Below are 17807 nucleotides of genomic sequence, written 5' to 3' on the forward strand. Positions count from 1 at the left end.
GGCGGTGGTTTTTCATTATGCGCTCACTTGGTGGCCACAAGGCCGCCAGGGGCTAGTGTTCTGCCGCTTCCGGCTGGGGCGCTTCGCTGCGCTCCCGTTGCAGTTCATCGACCCTGGCCTGCCATCTGTCCTGGGCCTGTTTTTGCCCCTGGGACTCGAATTCCTGGCGCATGGTGTCGATTTTTTGGTCAAGTTTTTCCATCAGGATGTCTCCTTACATCTCGGGTTACACACTGGCTGACGGCACTGTTTGGCCAACCTGCTCACCCGATTGGACACCAGGTTTTCCCCAATTGTCCAACAAAATAAACGATTGATTATGCAAAAACTAATCTAGAAAATGGGTTAAAGCTCCTTATGAAGCCCCATCACCCTCCCTGTAAACGCCTGATAAAAACACTATTTTTACCATTTATATCAATACCTTGATATTTATGATTCGCTCAATGACTCCCTTGAGATCGGCATGACGAGTGTATGCACATTTTTTTTCACAAAAACTCCCCGCTCTCCGGGTTTTGCGACCGGAAAGGCCCCCTTGTCCATCCAAGAACACGATAGGTTATGACGCAACCCATCTCTTTAATGGATAGATAATCCCCAACCCCGGCCCTACGGCTTGCCAACCCGACCATCAGCAGGTTCGCTTGTTACCCATCCGGGCATATCCCGCCCCACTCCCGCCCCGATAAAATGGGGCCGCACCGCGCCTGCTGAGCGGGTTGTTGCCGCCCTCATCCCCTCTCGTCGGAGTCATGACATGGATCTCTTCTGGTGGTTTGCCCTGCCCGTCGCCGCAGGCACCTTCTATGGGTGCTATTTCTGGAACCAGCGCCATGCCCAGCCCGACTGGCTGCGCCTGCCTACCCGCGCCGACTACCTGCACCAGCATCCCGAATGCGCCATCGACGATGAACTGGGGGCGCGCTGCTGCGCCTGCGGCTCCGACAAGGTGCTGGGCCACCCCCAGACCGGCTGGCCTGATCATCGCTTTCGCCACACCTGCCTCGCCTGCGGCAAGGCGCTCTTTCGCACCGAAGAACCCCCGATATAAGCATCCACATTCGCCCTTTTTGTATGGCGATGTATGGCGATGGCAGATGCTGACACCCGCGAAGCAACAAAGAGCACGCGCTCGGGACAGGGAGACATCTCAGATGGAAAAGGATTTAACCGCACTGAAGCGCAAGTGGCTCAAGAAGCATCTGCAAGCGCTACGGGCAGCAAAAGACGAGGAAGAAGAAAAAGTAGGCATGCCAGGGTTTGTCGGCATCCTGTGCGCCCTGCTCCCCTTGCTGACAGCGGCTATCTATTTGGTCGGGATGCGATATTACCACGGCTACCTTGACCGCTTCGGTCTTGAATACACCGAGTTCTCCCAACCCGCGGATGTCACTCTTTTTCACGGATTCCTGCTGCTGCTACAGCTGCTCTTGCCTTACGTGTTCCCTCTCGTCATGACAGTTGGAGTGCTCTTTGCCACGCTCTCATGCCTGTTTTTCAAGGTGAGGTGGCGCTTGACTCTCTCATGGTGGGTGGTCCGCTTTTTTGTTCTGCTTCCCATCGTGATGAAGGGTGGGAAAATTGCCCGCACCTATCCCGCTCCATTTACATTTAGCTGTCTGATTTGGTTAAAGAATACCTATTTGAAATTTGCACTTTTCATGCTTCCTATCCTGTTGGTCATCTGGGCATCTGAATACACCAGACCCATGGGGGAGAAAGAGGCTAACAAGCAGATCACCCTCCTCGAACAAGGCAACTGGCCAGAGAGTAAGGCCCATAGCCAGTCCCCTCTGCTGGGGGATGAACCCCATATCCGCATCGGCTGCAACACCGCCCACTGCGCCTATCGCCTCAAGGGGGGTGACACCCTGATCCTGCGCCTCGACCAGATAACCGAAACCCGCTACCAGCCTGACAAGGCCGCCCCGAAATAGACGGTATGGCGCAGGCGTCCTGACAGAGAGAGCGCCGACCAGGTCAGAATGGGTTGTCGTTTGTGACCCTGTTTCGTACTATTGCCCGCCACTGCGAACCCCCTTTTCCGGCCCGGGCGTCATGCACGGCGCGGGCCCACAAACGGATAGCGATCCCATGACATCTCTGACCCACTGCTCGGTGCTGGCAATGACGCTGGTTGCACTGCCCGCCCTCGCCTCCGGTGACGGTGACGGGTGCGGCTTCTGGCTCACCGACTGCCCTCTCCCCACCTATCCGCTCTATCTCAACGAGAACGACACCCGGGGCAACCTGCTGATGCTGCTGGGGGATGCCCAGCATCACCCCCTCCCCTTCACCCTGCCGGCAGATCCGCTGAACGAGCGCAGCCAGCCGCTGTTCTACCTCACCCGCCTCCCCCAGCCGGAGGAGGTGGAGGACCCGGCGCTGCGCGAGCAGCTCGGCAGCCGGCTGGCCGCCTACGACCCGTCCCTCCCACCGCTGCTCGAGCACTACGCGGGCCACGACTCCCTCTACGGCCACGCCATCTCCAACTCCCTCTCCTCGGTCAGCGCGTTTCTGGACGCCCTCGAGCAGAGCGAGGTGCCCGCCCCGGAGCGCACGTCGCTGCTGCGAAGCCGTCTGCTGATCCTGGGGCAGCAGGAGAGCCCGGCCCCCGCTACCGAAATGAGCGATGCTGCCCTGGAGTGGCAGGGGTATCTGCAGGCCGCCCGGCACTTCTACGAGAGCCGCTTCGAGGAGGCCCGCGCAGGCTTTGCCGCCTTGCAGCAGGCCAAGGCCCCCTGGGTGGCCGAGAGCGCGACCTACATGGTGATGCGCACGGAGATCAACCTCGCGATGAAGGAGGCGAAGGACGAATACGGCGATCAGGACGTGACCAGGAGCGACAAGGAGGCCCTTCGCCGCGCCATGGCCCAGGGTCAGGCCTATCTGGCGGCCTACCCGCAAGGGCGCTACGCCAGCTCGACCAGAGGACTGTTCAGACGCATCCAGTGGATGGCCGGTGATCTCGGCGCCCTGCGGGATGCCTATGACGAGGCCATGGCAACCCGCCAGCCCTTGCCGGCGCTGGAGGCCCTGGTCAACGAGATCGATCTCACCCTGCTCAGTGGCGATGCCTATCGCCATCAGGCGGCCTATCAGGACTCGGCCCAGCCGGCGCTGCTGTTCGTCAATGCCCTGCGGGGTCTCAGACCGACCTATGAGCGGCCGCGGGACTGGCAAGATGCCCAGCTGGACGACGCCATCGCGCACCTGCAAAAAACCGGTCACCAGGCGCAGGCGGCCTATCTCAAGGCCTACGCCCTCTTTTTGGACAAGCAGTTCGAGCAGGTGCTGGCCCTGCCCTCCCTGGGGCAGGAGGACGCCACCCTGGCATTCAGCCACCAGATGCTGCGCATCTGGGCCTGGCAGGGAATGAAGGCCTTCGACAAGGCCGAGCAGGCCCTGATGGCGCTGGTGGCCTCTCCCCTGGGTCAGGCCCAGCAGGCGTTCGTGGAGAACGTGCTGGCGGATCACTGGGTGCGCACCGGCAACACGGCCGCCATCTTCCAGCCGGGCAGCCCCATCACCCAGCTGCGCATCCGCGCGGCCGTGCTCAAGCAGGAGGCCGAACCCGCCCTGTTGCGCCAGCAAGCCAGTCAGGGCCCGAGCGCGGCGGAGCGGCAGATTGCGCTCCATACCCTGCTGGTGCGGGATCTCATCGCCAGCGACCCGGCCACCTTCTTGCAGGATGTGGCCCTCATCCCCGCCGATTACAAGGAGGCGACCCCTCCCGCCGACGCGCCCTGGGAGCCCGTGCCCAACGGGGATGTGCGCCTCTCGGCGTTCCAGTGGCGCGGAGAGGGGACGCCCCAGGGCTACCACTGCCGGGATCTGGCCCAGACCCTTGGCACCCTGGTGCAGCGCCCCGACGATGGTCATGCCCTCAACTGCTTCGGGGAGTACCTGCGCAGCCGGGATCCCCATATCGACCTGTGGCAGGATCGCGAGATGATCTGGGGGCTGGCGCAAGACGAGCGTCCCACATTCCCGAGTCGCCTCGCCCTCTATCAGGCCGTGATGGCCAACCCCAAGGCGGAGCCCGAAGACAAGAGCTATGCCCTCTATCGCGCCATCCAGTGCTATGCCCCCTCCGGCTACAACAGCTGCGACAGCCAGGAGATCCCCAAACGCACCCGGCAGGCCTGGTTCAACACCCTCAAGCAGCGCTATGGCAACTCGGTGTGGGCCAGATCCCTCAAATACTACTGGTGAGCCATGAGCAGCCCCCCTGAACGCGCCCTGCTGGCGCTGCTGCTGACGGCCCTGGCCACCCCCCTTGAGGCCAGTGTCGATGCCAGCGCCTATCACGGGTTCTGGCTCTGGTCCGCCACCCGCCACCAGCCGGTACTGGAACAGGCCAGCACCCTCTATCTGCATCAGGGGGAGATCCTGGACAGGCCCGGCGGCTCCCGCTTCGTCAAGCTGGGGCGGGTTCCCTCCCCCCTCAAGGCCGGGCAGGTCTGGCTGGTGGTGCGTGTCAACGCCCTCCCCCTCTCCCCCGCCCACGAGCAGGTGCTGGTGCGCCTCTACGAGGGGTGGCGCGCGGCCGGGGCCAGGGTGGCGGGCATCCAGATCGACTTCGATGCGGCGACCCGCCAGCTCGATCGCTATGGCAACGCCCTGCAACAACTGCGGCGCGCCCTGCCTCCCGGGTGCAAGCTCAGCGTGACGGGGCTGCTCGACTGGGCGAAAACGGGGGACGTGGCAGAGCTCAATCGCCTGCCCGTGGACGAGCTGGTGATCCAGACCTATCAGGGCACGCGCACGGTGCCGGGATATCAGGCCTATCTGCCCGCCATGGCGCACCTGACCATCCCGTTCAAGGTCGGGCTGGTGCAGGATGGGGAGTGGGATCCCGCCTGGCAGACAACACTGGCCGCCTCCCCCCACTACCGGGGCGAGGTGGTCTTCCTGCTCAACCGCCCGGCGCCGATCCCGGGGACCAGCGCCCCTGTTCCCCGGCATGACGCCCACTGAGACGCGGGTGAACCCTATCGGGGCGCCACAAACAGGGAGAGAAACAAGGATGACGTTTGTCGAGATGAACCCCGCCCACCTGCCGCTGGCCCTGCTGCTGGAGGCCGATCCCGCCGCGTCGCGCATCGCCGCCTACCTGCCCGGGGCCTGGGGCTTTGCCGCCCTGGCGAACAACGAGGTCGTGGGGGCCTGCGTGGCGGGCCTGGTGGGGGAGCAAACCGCCGAGATCTTCAACATCGCCGTTGCCCCCAGCCGCCAGCAGCAGGGCATCGGCTCCGGCCTGCTGCGCTTCGTGCTGGAGAACCTGGCCGGGAAGGGGATAGGCCGCGTCGAGCTCGGTACCGGCAGCTTCGGCCACCAGCTCGCCTATTACCAGCGCCACGGCTTTCGCGTCCATGCCGTCGTGAAGGATCACTTCCTCATCCACTATCCCGAGCCCCTGATGGAGCACGGCATCCAGCACAAGGACATGCTGCGCCTCTCCCTCGCACTGGCGCCGGACACCGCCTCCCCCTGACCCGAGAGGGAAGCCCCGCTCTCCCCCTGATGGCCGCCCCCTGTGGTACACTCCGCCATCCCCTGTTTTTGGTAGGCATGCGATGAAATCAGCCCGTCCCCGTCTCTCCCTCTCCGCCCGCCCTGACGCAGGCCGCAAGGCCAGCGGGCCCACCACGGCGCGCCCATCCCAACGCCGGGAGGCCCGGCACACAGGGAGCGTCAACGAGCGCAAACCGGCCCCCGCTCCGGTGGATCGCAAGCTGCTGCTCTTGAACAAGCCCTACATGGTGCTCTGCCAGTTCACCGACGAGGCGGGCCGCGAGACCCTCAAGGATTACATCAAAGAGCCCGGCATCTATGCCGCGGGCAGGCTGGATCGAGACAGCGAAGGGCTCTTGCTGCTCACCAACGACGGCAAGTTGCAGGCACGCCTCACCCAGCCGGGAGAGAAGACCCCCAAGACCTACTGGGTGCAGGTGGAAGGCATCCCGAGCGAGGAGAAACTGGCCGCCCTTCGCGCCGGTGTGGAACTCAACGACGGCATGACCCTGCCCGCCGGGGCGCGCATCATGGATGACCCTGCCGTGTGGCCACGCAATCCGCCCATACGCGAGCGCAGGGAGATCCCCACCTGCTGGCTCGAGATAACAATCGTGGAGGGGCGCAACCGCCAGGTGCGGCGCATGACCGCCCACATCGGCCACCCCACCTTGCGCCTCATCCGCTACGCCATCGGGGAGTGGACCCTCGATGGTCTGGCGCCGGGAGAGAGCCGCGCCCTGCCCGCCCCCGAGCTGGCCCCCGCGCCACGACCAGCCGCCACACGAGGCAAACCACGGGCATCCGCCACAGCCGGGGGCACTGGCCGCAGTGCCCCCCGCACCGCCCGGCCAACAGATCAGGCTCCACCCCAGGGGCGGGAGCGCCGCGGGGCAGACCCGCGCCCGGCCAATCGCAGCGGCGGGCGCACCACCGCCCGCCGTCCGGCTCGCACCAAGCCCTCTGAATGAAGGCGACAGCGGATCTGCATCGAGCGCCCCTGCCGGGGCACAGCCAACAAGACAAGGAGTCCTTATGAGCGATCACCCACCGCTGCCCACCCGCCTCACCGTGGCCGCCCTGGTGCACTGGCAGGGGCGTTTCTTGCTGGTGGAAGAGGAGATTGCGGGCAAGCGCCGCTTCAATCAGCCCGCCGGCCACGTGGAGCCGGGAGAAGATCTCATCCAGGCAGCCTGCCGCGAGCTGAAGGAGGAGACCGGACTCACCGCCGCGCCCACCGGCTGGCTTGGGGTCTACCTCTTCAAACCGGCGGACAGCGAGGCCACCTTTGTGCGCACAGCCGTCATCTTCGACCTTGAAAAGTCGCCCGGTCAGCACCATCCAGAGGATCCCGACGGTGACGTACTGGCCTGTCACTGGCTCAGCCTGGAGGAGATTGCCGAGTGCAAGCCCGCCCTGCGAAGCCCCCTGGTGTGGCAGTGCATCCAGGACTATCTGGCAGGCACCCGCCTGCCGCTGTCGGCCCTCAAGGCCTTTATCTAAGCGCCATTGGACGCTCTTTTTGACGCGATGGGGCCGAGACAAGAAAAACGATTTCCCGCCACCGGGCTCCCAAGGGGAACAGCGGCAGGGAGATGTGACCGGGGGCGCAAAACTCTGGTAGAATACGCCCCGTTTAAACGAACTGGTAACTTCGACTAATGACAGACAACAGCCAAATCAAGGTGATCGTCGGCATGTCCGGCGGCGTGGATTCTTCCGTCTCGGCCTACCTGCTCCAGCAGCAGGGCTATCAGGTCGAAGGCTTGTTCATGAAGAACTGGGAAGAAGACGACACGGACGAGTACTGCTCTGCCGCCCAGGATTTGGCTGATGCCAAGGCCGTCTGCGACAAGCTGGGGATGAAACTCCACACCATCAACTTCGCCGCCGAATACTGGGACAACGTCTTCGAACACTTCCTGGAAGAGTACAAGGCGGGTCGCACCCCGAACCCGGACATCCTGTGCAACAAGGAGATCAAGTTCAAGGCGTTCCTGGAGTTTGCCGCCGAAGAGCTGGGGGCCACCTACATCGCCACCGGCCACTATGTGCGCCGTGACGACAGCACCGGCCGCCCTCGCCTGCTGCGCGGCCTCGATACCAACAAGGATCAGAGCTACTTCCTCTATACCCTGAGCGAAGCCCAGGTGGGTCAGAGCCTGTTCCCGGTCGGGGATCTGGAAAAACCCGAGGTGCGCCGCATCGCCGAGCAGCTGGATCTCATCACCGCCAAGAAGAAAGACTCCACCGGCATCTGCTTCATCGGTGAGCGCAAGTTCAAGGACTTCCTGGCCAAGTTCCTGCCCGCCCAGCCCGGCCCCATCGAAACCGTGGACGGCAAGATCATCGGCGAGCATCAGGGGCTGATGTACCACACCCTGGGCCAGCGCAAGGGGCTTGGCATCGGCGGTCGCAAAGATGCCACCGAAGAGGCCTGGTACGTGGTGGACAAAGAGGTGGAGCGCAACACGCTCGTGGTGGCACAAGGGGAACACCCCCGCCTCTACTCCGACGGCCTGGTCGCGAGCCAGCTGCACTGGGTGGATCGCACCCCCATTCGGGCGCCGCGCCGCTGCACCGTCAAGACCCGTTACCGTCAGGAAGATATCCCCTGCCTGATCCAGCCCATCGACGATGAGACCATCCGGGTCATCTTCGACGAGAAGCAGGCTGCGGTGACCCCGGGCCAGTCCGCCGTCTTCTACGACGGGGAAGTGTGTCTGGGCGGCGGCATCATCGAACAACGTTTCAGCCATCCGGTCTAAGGGCTGGGCGCTCACGAGCGTCCGCGCTGTACTCCCTTCTCCCCTCGCGGGAGAAGGGTTGGGGATGAGGGGGTAACCACCCTCACTCTGACCCTCTCCCTGAGGGAGAGGGGACAAAGAAAAACAGTACCAGGCAGCGATACATGATTGGCAACGTCCAGGCCGGATCATGGCATCGGCCGGTGAAAGAACAGAACAGGGCCGTGAAGATATGAGCGACAAATTCCAAGACAGAACCATGGCCTTCGCAGGCATCTGCCAGGCCGCCTATCTGGTGCAGAAAGTGGCCCGTGACGGCTCCTGCGACGAAGCCTCCCTGCGCGAGAGCCTGCAAAGCATTCTGGTCACCAACCCCACGCAGCCGCTGGAAGTGTTCGGCAGCCACCTGGCCATTCGCGACGGCTATCGCGCCCTGGTGGAACAGCTGGGGGCCGACGGCAGCCAGAAGAATGCCGAGCTGACCCGCTACGTGGTGAGCCTGATCGCGCTGGAGCGCAAGCTCGCCAAGCGCAAGGACATCCTCAACATGCTGGGGGAGCGGATCAGCCAGATCGGCCGCCAGCAACAGCATTTCGATCTGCTCGACGAGCAGATCCTGGCCAACATGGCGAGCATCTACAGCGACCTTATCAGCCCCATCGGGCCGCGCATCCAGGTGGCGGGCACCCCGCTCTTCCTGCAGCAGCCCCTGGTGCAGCACAAGGTGCGCGCCCTGCTGCTCGCAGGCATCCGCGCCGTGGTGCTGTGGCGCCAGCTCGGCGGCAGCCGTACCCAGATCATCTTCGCCCGCAAGAAGATGGTGGAACTGGCCAAACGATTTTAACCCCCACACCAATCATCAGGAGTTCACCCCATGGAGCTGTCCGCGCTGACTGCCGTTTCCCCGATTGACGGTCGTTATGGCGACAAGGCCGATGCCCTGCGCCCTATCTTCTCCGAATTCGGTCTGCTGCGTTTTCGCGTCGAAGTCGAGGTGCGCTGGTTGCAAAAACTGGCCAGCCACGCCGGGATCCCGGAAGTCCCTGCCCTGAGCGAGGCAGCCAATGCCGTGCTTGACGGCATCGTCAGCAACTTCAACGAGCAGGATGCCGCCCGCATCAAACAGATCGAGCGCACCACCAACCATGATGTGAAAGCGGTGGAGTACTTCCTGAAAGAGAAGGTGGAAGTGAACCCGGAGCTGGCCGCCGTCAGCGAATTCATTCACTTCGCCTGCACCTCGGAAGACATCAACAACAACTCCCACGGCCTGATGCTGAAGACCGCCCGGGAAGAGGTGATCAAGCCTTATTGCGAAAAGCTCATCAGCGAGATCAAGCGCCTGGCCGTCGAGTACCGCGACATGCCGCTGCTCTCCCGTACCCACGGTCAGCCGGCGACCCCGAGCACCATGGGCAAGGAGATGGCCAACGTCGCCTACCGTCTGGAGCGCCAGCTCAAGCAGATCATGGCGGTGGAGCTGCTGGGCAAGATCAACGGTGCCGTGGGCAACTACAACGCTCACATCAGCGCCTACCCGGATGTGGACTGGCACCAGTTCTCCGAGGAGTTCGTCACCTCCCTGGGCCTGACCTGGAACCCCTACACCACCCAGATCGAGCCCCACGACTACATCGCCGAGCTGTTCGACGCCCTGGCCCGCTTCAACACCATCCTGATCGACTTTGACCGTGACGTCTGGGGTTACATCTCCCTGGGCCACTTCAAGCAGCGCACCATCGCCGGCGAAATCGGCTCCTCCACCATGCCCCACAAGGTCAACCCCATCGACTTCGAGAACTCCGAAGGCAACCTGGGTCTGGCCAACGCCGTGTTCCAGCACCTGGCGAGCAAACTGCCCATCTCCCGCTGGCAGCGTGATCTCACCGACTCGACCGTGCTGCGCAACCTGGGTGTGGCGGTGGGTTACTCCCTGATTGCCTATCAGGCGACCCTGAAGGGCATCTCCAAGCTGGAAGCCAACGCGGACGCCATGGCCGCCGATCTGGACGCCAACTGGGAAGTGCTGGCGGAGCCCATCCAGACCGTGATGCGCCGCTACGGCATCGAGAAGCCCTACGAGAAGCTCAAAGAGCTGACCCGTGGTCGCCGCGTCGACGCCGAAGGGATGCGCACCTTCATCGACACCCTGGCACTGCCGGAAGCGGTCAAGGTCGAGCTCAAGAAGCTGACCCCGGCCAACTACATCGGCGACGCCCAGCGTCTGGTCGATCTGCTGAAATAAGTGATGTAACCGAACCGGCGGGGGCTCTGTCATGACGGCAGGGCCCCCGTTGATTTTGGCCCATTTGATATGATCACTCGCCATCGGGCCATTTCAGAGCCCTTGCCCAAGCCCGCCTTGGGCAAGCCCTCTCACAAGATACGAGAAGCACCATGTACCAACTCAATCTGGATATCGCTCACTTCCTCGAGCACTACTGGCAGAAGCGCCCGCTCCTCATCAAGGGCGGTTTCACCGACTTTCAGGATCCCATCAGCCCGGACGAGCTGGCGGGTCTGGCCATGGAAGAGGTGATCGAATCGCGCCTGGTCACCCGCTTCAACAACAAGTGGGAGGCGGCCCACGGCCCCTTCGAATCCTACGATCACCTGGGGGAAGAGAACTGGACCGTGCTGGTGCAGGCGTGCAACCACTGGGTACCCGAGGTGCACGAGCTGGCGGTGCCCTTCCAGTTCATTCCGGGCTGGCGCTTTGACGATGTGATGGTGAGCTTCTCCACCCCTCACGGCGGTGTCGGCCCCCACATCGACAACTACGACGTCTTCATCACCCAGGGTCAGGGCAAGCGCCACTGGCGGGTCGGCGATGCCAAGCCCTTGAACGAGTTCGCCGCCCACGCGGCCCTGCTGCACTGCGAGCCGTTCGAGGCGATCATCGACGTCATCATGGAGCCGGGCGACATCCTCTACATCCCGCCCGGATTCCCCCACGAGGGCTACGCCATCGAGCCCTCCCTGAACTTCTCGGTGGGTTTCCGCGCGCCGGACGCCAAGGCCCTTGTCTCCTCCTTTGCCGATCACCTGATCGACAACGAGATCCGCACCGACCGTTACGGCGACCCGGACCTCCAGCCCCGCGCCCGCCACGGGGAAATCCAGCCCCATGAGCTGCACCGCCTGCGGGAGCTGATGCAACAGGCCCTCGACGACGAGACCCTGTTCAAGGAGTGGTTCGGCACCATGATCTCCGAGGCCAAGCACGATCTGGACGTCAATCCGGTGGAGCCGGACTACAGCGCCGACGAGGTGGCCGACCTGCTGAGCCAGGGGGAGCCCGCCATCAAGGTGCCGGGGTTGCGCAGCGTCTGGTTCAGCGGCGAGAGCCGCACCTGCTACATCGACGGCGAAGCCTGGACCCTGCCAAGCGAGGATCCGGCCGCCATCGCGCTCCTGTGCGACAAGGACATCATCACCCAGGACGCGCTGGTGGAACTGGCCGATCAGGCGGGCTTCCTGCAATTGCTGACCCGGCTGGTCAACCGCGGCTACTGGTTCTTCGGCTGATCCTGAGGGCTGCCGCCCCTCCCGGCGTGCCGGGAGGGGCGGCGTTTTTTCCGCTGTAGGCCAACCGGCTCCAGCCTTGCACTGCTTCGCCCTGACGCCGCGGGAGGGAGTGACTACACTGGATGACGGCCAACGGCATCGGGCCGGATCGCCCCGGCAAGGGGGCCCTGTTGTTTGTCATTTAACAACATGGGCTCGGGCAGGATGCGGGGCCAGAAATGGGAACCAAATGGCCTCAGTTGCGGAAAATCAATTATTTTAGCCCCTAAAATGAGCTGTGAGCGAAAACGTTATCTTTCAAATTGAGGCCGTTTTCGCTCAAAACGTTGTTTCTGGATCATAAAAAGTATCCAAAAACTGGTGTATATTGCACGGCGGAAATTCCTTAACCATGAAGACTGACATGAAAAAGACCAAAATCGTCTGCACCATCGGTCCCAAGACCGAATCCAAAGAAATGCTGGGCAAGATGCTGGATGCCGGCATGAACGTCATGCGCCTGAACTTCTCCCACGGCGACTACGCCGAACACGGTGGTCGCATCAGCAACCTGCGCGCTGTCATGGCCGAAACCGGCAAGCACGCAGCCATCCTGCTGGACACCAAGGGTCCGGAAATCCGCACCATCAAGCTCGAAGGCGGCAACGACGTCTCCCTGGTCGCCGGCCAGACCTTCACCTTCACCACCGACCAGACCGTGGTGGGCAACAAAAACAAAGTCGCCGTCACCTATGCCGGCTTTGCCAGCGACCTGCGCGTCGGCAACCGCATCCTGGTTGACGACGGCCTGATTGGCTTGGACGTCATCGAAATCACCGAGCGCGAAGTGATCTGTAAAGTGCTCAACAACGGTGACCTGGGCGAGAACAAGGGCATCAACCTGCCGGGCGTCTCCATCAAGCTGCCGGCCCTGGCCGAGAAAGACAAGCGCGACCTCATCTTCGGTTGCGAGCAAGGCGTTGATTTCGTTGCCGCCTCCTTCATTCGCAAGAAAGAAGACGTGCTGGAAATCCGTGAGCACCTGAAAGCCCACGGCGGCGAGAACATCCAGATCATCTCCAAGATCGAAAACCAGGAAGGCCTGGACAACTTCGACGAGATCCTGGCTGTCTCCGACGGCATCATGGTTGCCCGTGGCGACATGGGTGTCGAGATCCCGGTAGAAGAAGTGATCTTCGCCCAGAAGATGATCATCGAGAAGTGCAACAAAGCCCGCAAAGTGGTCATCACCGCCACCCAGATGCTGGACTCCATGATCAAGAACCCGCGTCCGACCCGCGCCGAAGCTGGCGACGTGGCCAACGCCATCCTGGACGGTACCGACGCAGTCATGCTGTCCGGTGAGTCCGCCAAGGGCAAGTACCCGCTGGAAGCCGTGACCATCATGGCCACCATCTGCGAGCGTACCGATGCCGTGATGCCGTCCAACCTGTCTGCTGCCAACGACAGCAACAAGCTGCGCATCACCGAAGCGGTCTGCAAAGGCGCGGTCGAGACCTCCGAGAAGCTGGACGCCCCGCTGATCGTGGTTGCCACCGAAGGCGGCAAGTCTGCCAAGGCCATCCGCAAGTACTTCCCGAAAGCCTGGATCCTGGCCATCACCACCAACAAGAAGACCGCTGCCCAGCTGGTGCTGACCAAGGGTGTGGTTGCTCACGTGGTTGACTCCATCGCCTCCACCGACGACTTCTATCGCATCGGCAAAGAAGCCGCGCTGGAAATCGGCATGGGCGTGAAGGGTGACGTGGTTGTCATGGTCTCCGGTGCCCTGGTACCGAGCGGTACCACCAACACCGCCTCCGTTCACGTACTGTAATCAGTCCTGAACCGATGAAAGCGGCGCCTGCGGGCGCCGTTTTTTTTTATCTCTCCCCCTGCTGCCCCTCTTGCGCCGGTGCTAGAATCCACGCGGATTTTACCCTGGTGGAAAATCCCCCGAACATCGCATAATCACCCGGACGCTTTATGCTCTCAACACGCTTCAAAAGAGCCTCGGCCACCCTGCTGCCGCTGCTCTGTTTACTCATCACCTTCTGGACCCCGAGCACCCTGGCGCAGGATCTGCCCCAGCGCGCCACCGTGCAGCGGGCGCTCGACGCCCTCGGCAAATCGGACACCCCCACGGCCAGCCAGCAGGCGGACCAGAAGTTCCTGACTGACACCCTCTCCCTCCTCGACAGCATCGACAAGGAGAAGAGCAAGGCCAAAACCCAGAGCGAACGCCTGCGCACCCTGCCGACAGAGCTCAAGGAGATCGGCGCCAAGCTAGACGCCCTGACCCAGGGCAAGAGCCCGGAGCAGCTCAAGAGCGAATACGCCACCATGAGCCTGGCGGAGCTCGATGCCCGCCAACCCGAGATCATGGCCAACATGCAGGCGGCCCAGGAGGCCCTTGGCACCATCGGTAGCCAGATCACCAACCTGCAGACCCTGCCGGAGCGGGCCCAGGCCAGCATGAGCCGCGCCTATCAGCGCAGCCAGGAGATCCGCACCCGCCTCAACGCCGGGGACGGGGTGAGCAGCGCCGAGAAAATGAAGCTTAATGCCGAACTGGCCCTGCTGGATCTGCAACTGGCCAACCTGCAAAAGGAGCTGGACAACCGCACCAGCATGCAGGATCTGGTGGTCAAGCAACGGGACTACCAGAGTGCCCGTCTCGCCAGTGAAGAGCAGAAACTGCAGGCATTGCAGGAGCAGAGCAGCGCCAAGCGCCTGGGGGATACCGAGAAGACCGCCGAAGAGACCGGCGAACTGGTGGCCGCCGAAGACAACCCCCTGGTGCAAAAAGAGCAGGAGCTCAACTACCAGCTCAGCCAGCAACTCATCAGCTCCACCAACAGCCTCAACACCCTGGCCCAGAAGAACCTGCAGGCGAAGAGCATGCTGGAGCGCGGCACCCAGACCGAGCGCAACCTCAACGAACAGGTGCAGATGCTCAAGGGCAACCTGCTGCTCTCGCGCATCCTCTATCAGCTCTACCAGCAACTGGAAGCGGCCCCCTCCACCCTGGTGAAGAACCTGGAGGAGCAGATCGCCGACCTGCATCTGGCCCAGTTCGAACTGAGCCAGCAGCGTGACCAGCTGTTCCAGAAGAACCAGTATCTGGACAACCTCATCGCCAGCAGCGGCGAGACGGTGAGCGACGAAGACAGGGCCAGCCTTGCCAAGCTCATCGACACCCGCATCGGCCTGCTGGATCAGCTCAACCGCCAGATGGATGCCCAGCTCACCAACGCCATCAGCCTGCAACTGACCCAGCAGCAGCTGACCCGGGTCTATGCCTCCATCGAGTTCACCCTGCAGCAGCACATCTTCTGGGTGAGCAGCAACAAGCCCATCGATGCCAAGTGGTTCATCACCTGGCCGGCCCAGGCCTTCAAGCAGGCCTCCGACTGGGTGCTGAAACCGGACTGGAGCGGCTGGGGCGACATGCTGCTGGCGGTCTCCCTGCTCTCCCTGCCACTGCTGCTGGTGGGCGGCCTGCTGCTGTGGAAGCGCGGCACCCTGCTCGAGCGCCAGAAGAAGATCGTCAAGGATCTGGGACGTTTTCGTCAGGACAGCCAGTGGCACACCCCCCGTGCCCTGCTGTTCACCGTGCTGCAACGCCTGCCGGGCACCCTCTTCATCCTGGCCGCCGGCCTGCTGCTCGCCTATTGCGGCCTGCTGAGCCCGAGACTCATCTTCCAGATCACCCTGAACCTGGCCCTCGGCTACCTGGTGTTCAGTGTCTACCTGTCGGTGATGCGACCGGGGGGCATCGGCGAGACCCACTTCCGCATGCCGCGGGACGAGCTGCAGGCCAAGCGCAACAGCATGCGCTACCTCTGGCTGCCCCTGCTGCCCCTCATCATGCTGTCGACCAAGGCGGTGGTGGAGCCCTCCTCCCTTGGCAACGACGTCATCGGCCAGGGCATGACCATGCTGCTGCTGGGGCTGACCGCCTACCTGGTGCTGCCCATCTCCCGCGCCCGCATCAAGGGCGAGGCGAGCATGTTGCAGACCCTGACCGCCGTCGCCCTGGCGCTGGCGCCGGTGGCCCTGATGGTGCTGGCAGCCCTTGGCTACTACTACACGGCCCTGAAACTCACCGGCAGGCTCATCGAGTCCTTCTACCTCATCATCATCTGGGGTCTGGTCTATCGCACCGCCCTGCGCGGTCTTGAGCTGGCGGCCCGTCGTCTGGCCTATCGCCGCGCGGTCGCCAAGCGGGAACACAAGACCCAGGAGGATGCGGAAGGGGGCGAAGCCATCGAAGAGCAGCCCATGGATCTGGAAGAGGTCAGCCAGCAGTCCCTGCGTCTGACCCGCATCATGCTGCTGCTGGTGTTCGGCGTCGCCTTCTACTGGCTCTGGTCTGATCTGGTGGCGGTCTTCACCTACCTCGACAGTGTGGTGCTGTGGCACAAGAGCGAGGGGACCGGGGCCAACGCCGTGCTCTATCCCATCAGCCTGAGCGACGTGCTGACCGGCCTCTTCGTGTTTGGTGCGGCTCTGTCGCTGGCCCGCAACCTGCCGGGCCTGCTGGAGGTGCTGGTGCTCTCCAAGCTGCGCCTTGCTCAAGGCACGGCCTACGCCTTCACCACCATGCTCAACTACGCCCTGATCGGGGTGGGCAGCCTGACGGCGCTGGCCATGCTGGGGGTCCAGTGGGAGAAGCTGCAGTGGCTGGCCGCCGGTCTCTCGGTCGGTATCGGTTTCGGCATGCAGCAGATCGTCTCCAACTTCATCTCAGGCATCATCATCCTGTTCGAGCGCCCGGTGCGGATCGGCGACACCGTCACCATCGGCACCATCTCGGGCACGGTCAACAAGATCAGGATCCGCTCCACCACCCTCACCGACTTCGACCGCAAGGAGGTGATCATCCCGAACCAGCAGCTGATGATAGAGCGGCTCATCAACTGGTCCCTGTCCGACACCGTCACCCGGGTCATCGCCCGGGTCGGGGTGGCCTATGGCTCGGATCTGGATCTGACCCGCAAGCTGTTGATGCAGGCCGCCATGGAGAACAGCCGGGTGCTGAAAGACCCGGCCCCCATCGTCTACTTCCTCACCTTCGGGCCCAGCACCCTGGATCACGAGCTGCGCTTCTTCGTGAGCGAGCTGGGGGATCGCAACCCGGCCATCGACGAGCTGAACCGCCGCATCGACGTGCTGTTCCGCGAGCATGGCATCGAGATCGCGTTCAACCAGATGGACGTCTACATCAAGAACATGCAGGGAGACGAACAGAAGGTGGAATCCCGCCCGGCGCTGCCGCCGGCAGGGAACCAGCCCGTCTGATCCCGCCCGCTTCACAGGCCCCTTCACGGGGCCTGTTTTTTTCTGCCCGCCCCCCGCCTTGGAAAGCGCAGATCGCCCCCAATATAGGGAAGACAACGGACTGTCTGCACGAGGAACCCAATGGACTCGCTCTACGCCGTGGTGCTCTTTGCCATCTCGGCATCGGTCACCCCCGGCCCCAACAACATCATGGTGATGAGCGCCGGCGCCAGCGTCGGGATACGCAAGAGCCTGCCCCTGCTCATGGGGATCTGCGTCGGCTTTACCCTGATGCTGTTGCTGGTGGGGCTGGGCTTTGGCCAGCTCTTTACCCGCTTCCCCGAACTCCACATGTTCATCAGGTGCGCGGGCACCCTCTATCTGCTCTATCTTGCCTGGCTCATCGCCCGCCCGACGGACGGGATGGCTGACAGCAACGGGGCCCGCCCGTTCGGCTTTTTCAAGGGTGCCCTGTTCCAGTGGGTCAATGCCAAGGCCTGGGTGGTTGCCACCGGCGCCATCGCCGCCTTCACCAGCGCGGGGAGCGACCCCTTTGAGCAGCACCTCGTCATCGCCCTGACCTTCTTCATCGTCTCTTTCCCCTGCGTCGGACTCTGGCTCCTGTGCGGTTCCCTGCTCAAGCGCTGGCTGGCAAACGATCTTGCCCGTCGCCGCTTCAACCAGGTGATGGCGGCCCTGCTGGCACTGTCAGTGGTGCCCGTCATTCGCGAGATCCTGATCCCCGCCTGA

15 protein-coding genes are annotated in these 17807 nt (G+C 63.1%); 14 read left to right on the forward strand and 1 reads right to left on the reverse strand.

Annotated elements, in window-relative coordinates; all coding sequences use genetic code 11:
* Positions 1 to 52: 52 nt before the first annotated feature.
* Positions 53 to 202, reverse strand: a complete 150-nt coding sequence (locus BGO64_RS20130) for a hypothetical protein (protein ID WP_010673628.1) — start codon at positions 200 to 202, stop codon at positions 53 to 55.
* Positions 203 to 760: 558 nt separating this feature from the next.
* Between BGO64_RS20130 and BGO64_RS20135 the strand changes: the two genes are divergently transcribed.
* The 14 genes from BGO64_RS20135 to BGO64_RS20200 all read left to right on the forward strand — a co-directional run bounded on the left by BGO64_RS20135 (position 761) and on the right by BGO64_RS20200 (position 17807).
* The gene (locus tag BGO64_RS20135) at positions 761 to 1054 is read left to right on the forward strand and encodes a hypothetical protein (RefSeq protein WP_042879347.1); all 294 of its coding nucleotides are present in this window, start codon (positions 761 to 763) and stop codon (positions 1052 to 1054) included.
* 103 nt (positions 1055 to 1157) lie between these two features.
* On the forward strand, positions 1158 to 1940 hold the full coding sequence (locus BGO64_RS20140) for a hypothetical protein (RefSeq protein ID WP_286701257.1): 783 nt from the start codon (positions 1158 to 1160) through the stop codon (positions 1938 to 1940).
* Between the two features lie 157 nt (positions 1941 to 2097).
* Positions 2098 to 4218: a PA5441 family protein gene (locus BGO64_RS20145; RefSeq protein ID WP_109113203.1), complete on the forward strand. Its 2121-nt coding sequence runs from the start codon at positions 2098 to 2100 to the stop codon at positions 4216 to 4218.
* A 3-nt stretch (positions 4219 to 4221) separates the two neighbouring features.
* Complete coding sequence (locus BGO64_RS20150; protein ID WP_119197440.1) at positions 4222 to 4983, forward strand: DUF3142 domain-containing protein; 762 nt, start codon at positions 4222 to 4224, stop codon at positions 4981 to 4983.
* Positions 4984 to 5032: 49 nt separating this feature from the next.
* Positions 5033 to 5500 carry a GNAT family N-acetyltransferase gene (locus BGO64_RS20155; protein WP_119197439.1) on the forward strand — a complete coding sequence of 156 codons (468 nt, stop codon included), beginning with the start codon at positions 5033 to 5035 and terminating at the stop codon, positions 5498 to 5500.
* Between the two features lie 82 nt (positions 5501 to 5582).
* Positions 5583 to 6491, forward strand: coding sequence for a pseudouridine synthase (locus BGO64_RS20160; RefSeq protein WP_286701258.1), 909 nt, complete (start codon positions 5583 to 5585; stop codon positions 6489 to 6491).
* 64 nt (positions 6492 to 6555) lie between these two features.
* Positions 6556 to 7023 carry an NUDIX hydrolase gene (locus BGO64_RS20165; RefSeq protein ID WP_010673620.1) on the forward strand — a complete coding sequence of 156 codons (468 nt, stop codon included), beginning with the start codon at positions 6556 to 6558 and terminating at the stop codon, positions 7021 to 7023.
* 158 nt (positions 7024 to 7181) lie between these two features.
* Complete coding sequence (gene mnmA, locus BGO64_RS20170) at positions 7182 to 8288, forward strand: tRNA 2-thiouridine(34) synthase MnmA (protein ID WP_010673619.1); 1107 nt, start codon at positions 7182 to 7184, stop codon at positions 8286 to 8288.
* A gap of 211 nt (positions 8289 to 8499) precedes the next feature.
* The gene (gene hflD / locus BGO64_RS20175) at positions 8500 to 9111 is read left to right on the forward strand and encodes a high frequency lysogenization protein HflD (protein WP_010673618.1); all 612 of its coding nucleotides are present in this window, start codon (positions 8500 to 8502) and stop codon (positions 9109 to 9111) included.
* Positions 9112 to 9141: 30 nt separating this feature from the next.
* Positions 9142 to 10512, forward strand: coding sequence for an adenylosuccinate lyase (gene purB, locus BGO64_RS20180; RefSeq protein WP_069785343.1), 1371 nt, complete (start codon positions 9142 to 9144; stop codon positions 10510 to 10512).
* Positions 10513 to 10664: 152 nt separating this feature from the next.
* A complete protein-coding gene (locus BGO64_RS20185) occupies positions 10665 to 11795 on the forward strand; it encodes a ribosomal protein uL16 3-hydroxylase (protein WP_102948718.1) in 1131 nt (376 codons plus the stop codon).
* 403 nt (positions 11796 to 12198) lie between these two features.
* Positions 12199 to 13611, forward strand: a complete 1413-nt coding sequence (gene pykF / locus BGO64_RS20190) for a pyruvate kinase PykF (protein WP_286701259.1) — start codon at positions 12199 to 12201, stop codon at positions 13609 to 13611.
* Between the two features lie 149 nt (positions 13612 to 13760).
* Positions 13761 to 17078, forward strand: a complete 3318-nt coding sequence (gene mscK / locus BGO64_RS20195; protein WP_279981585.1) for a mechanosensitive channel MscK — start codon at positions 13761 to 13763, stop codon at positions 17076 to 17078.
* A 120-nt stretch (positions 17079 to 17198) separates the two neighbouring features.
* Positions 17199 to 17807 carry a LysE family translocator gene (locus BGO64_RS20200; protein ID WP_286701260.1) on the forward strand — a complete coding sequence of 203 codons (609 nt, stop codon included), beginning with the start codon at positions 17199 to 17201 and terminating at the stop codon, positions 17805 to 17807.

Source organism: Aeromonas sp. 62-46, assembly GCF_001898585.1.
GTDB lineage: Bacteria > Pseudomonadota > Gammaproteobacteria > Enterobacterales > Aeromonadaceae > Aeromonas > Aeromonas caviae.

Coding starts and splice junctions, on each gene's coding strand:
- BGO64_RS20130 (WP_010673628.1), bottom strand. CDS start 202: ATGGAAAAACTTGACCAAAAAATCGACACCATGCGCCAGGAATTCGAG.
- BGO64_RS20135 (WP_042879347.1), top strand. CDS start 761: ATGGATCTCTTCTGGTGGTTTGCCCTGCCCGTCGCCGCAGGCACCTTC.
- BGO64_RS20140 (WP_286701257.1), top strand. CDS start 1,158: ATGGAAAAGGATTTAACCGCACTGAAGCGCAAGTGGCTCAAGAAGCAT.
- BGO64_RS20145 (WP_109113203.1), top strand. CDS start 2,098: ATGACATCTCTGACCCACTGCTCGGTGCTGGCAATGACGCTGGTTGCA.
- BGO64_RS20150 (WP_119197440.1), top strand. CDS start 4,222: ATGAGCAGCCCCCCTGAACGCGCCCTGCTGGCGCTGCTGCTGACGGCC.
- BGO64_RS20155 (WP_119197439.1), top strand. CDS start 5,033: ATGACGTTTGTCGAGATGAACCCCGCCCACCTGCCGCTGGCCCTGCTG.
- BGO64_RS20160 (WP_286701258.1), top strand. CDS start 5,583: ATGAAATCAGCCCGTCCCCGTCTCTCCCTCTCCGCCCGCCCTGACGCA.
- BGO64_RS20165 (WP_010673620.1), top strand. CDS start 6,556: ATGAGCGATCACCCACCGCTGCCCACCCGCCTCACCGTGGCCGCCCTG.
- mnmA (WP_010673619.1), top strand. CDS start 7,182: ATGACAGACAACAGCCAAATCAAGGTGATCGTCGGCATGTCCGGCGGC.
- hflD (WP_010673618.1), top strand. CDS start 8,500: ATGAGCGACAAATTCCAAGACAGAACCATGGCCTTCGCAGGCATCTGC.
- purB (WP_069785343.1), top strand. CDS start 9,142: ATGGAGCTGTCCGCGCTGACTGCCGTTTCCCCGATTGACGGTCGTTAT.
- BGO64_RS20185 (WP_102948718.1), top strand. CDS start 10,665: ATGTACCAACTCAATCTGGATATCGCTCACTTCCTCGAGCACTACTGG.
- pykF (WP_286701259.1), top strand. CDS start 12,199: ATGAAAAAGACCAAAATCGTCTGCACCATCGGTCCCAAGACCGAATCC.
- mscK (WP_279981585.1), top strand. CDS start 13,761: ATGCTCTCAACACGCTTCAAAAGAGCCTCGGCCACCCTGCTGCCGCTG.
- BGO64_RS20200 (WP_286701260.1), top strand. CDS start 17,199: ATGGACTCGCTCTACGCCGTGGTGCTCTTTGCCATCTCGGCATCGGTC.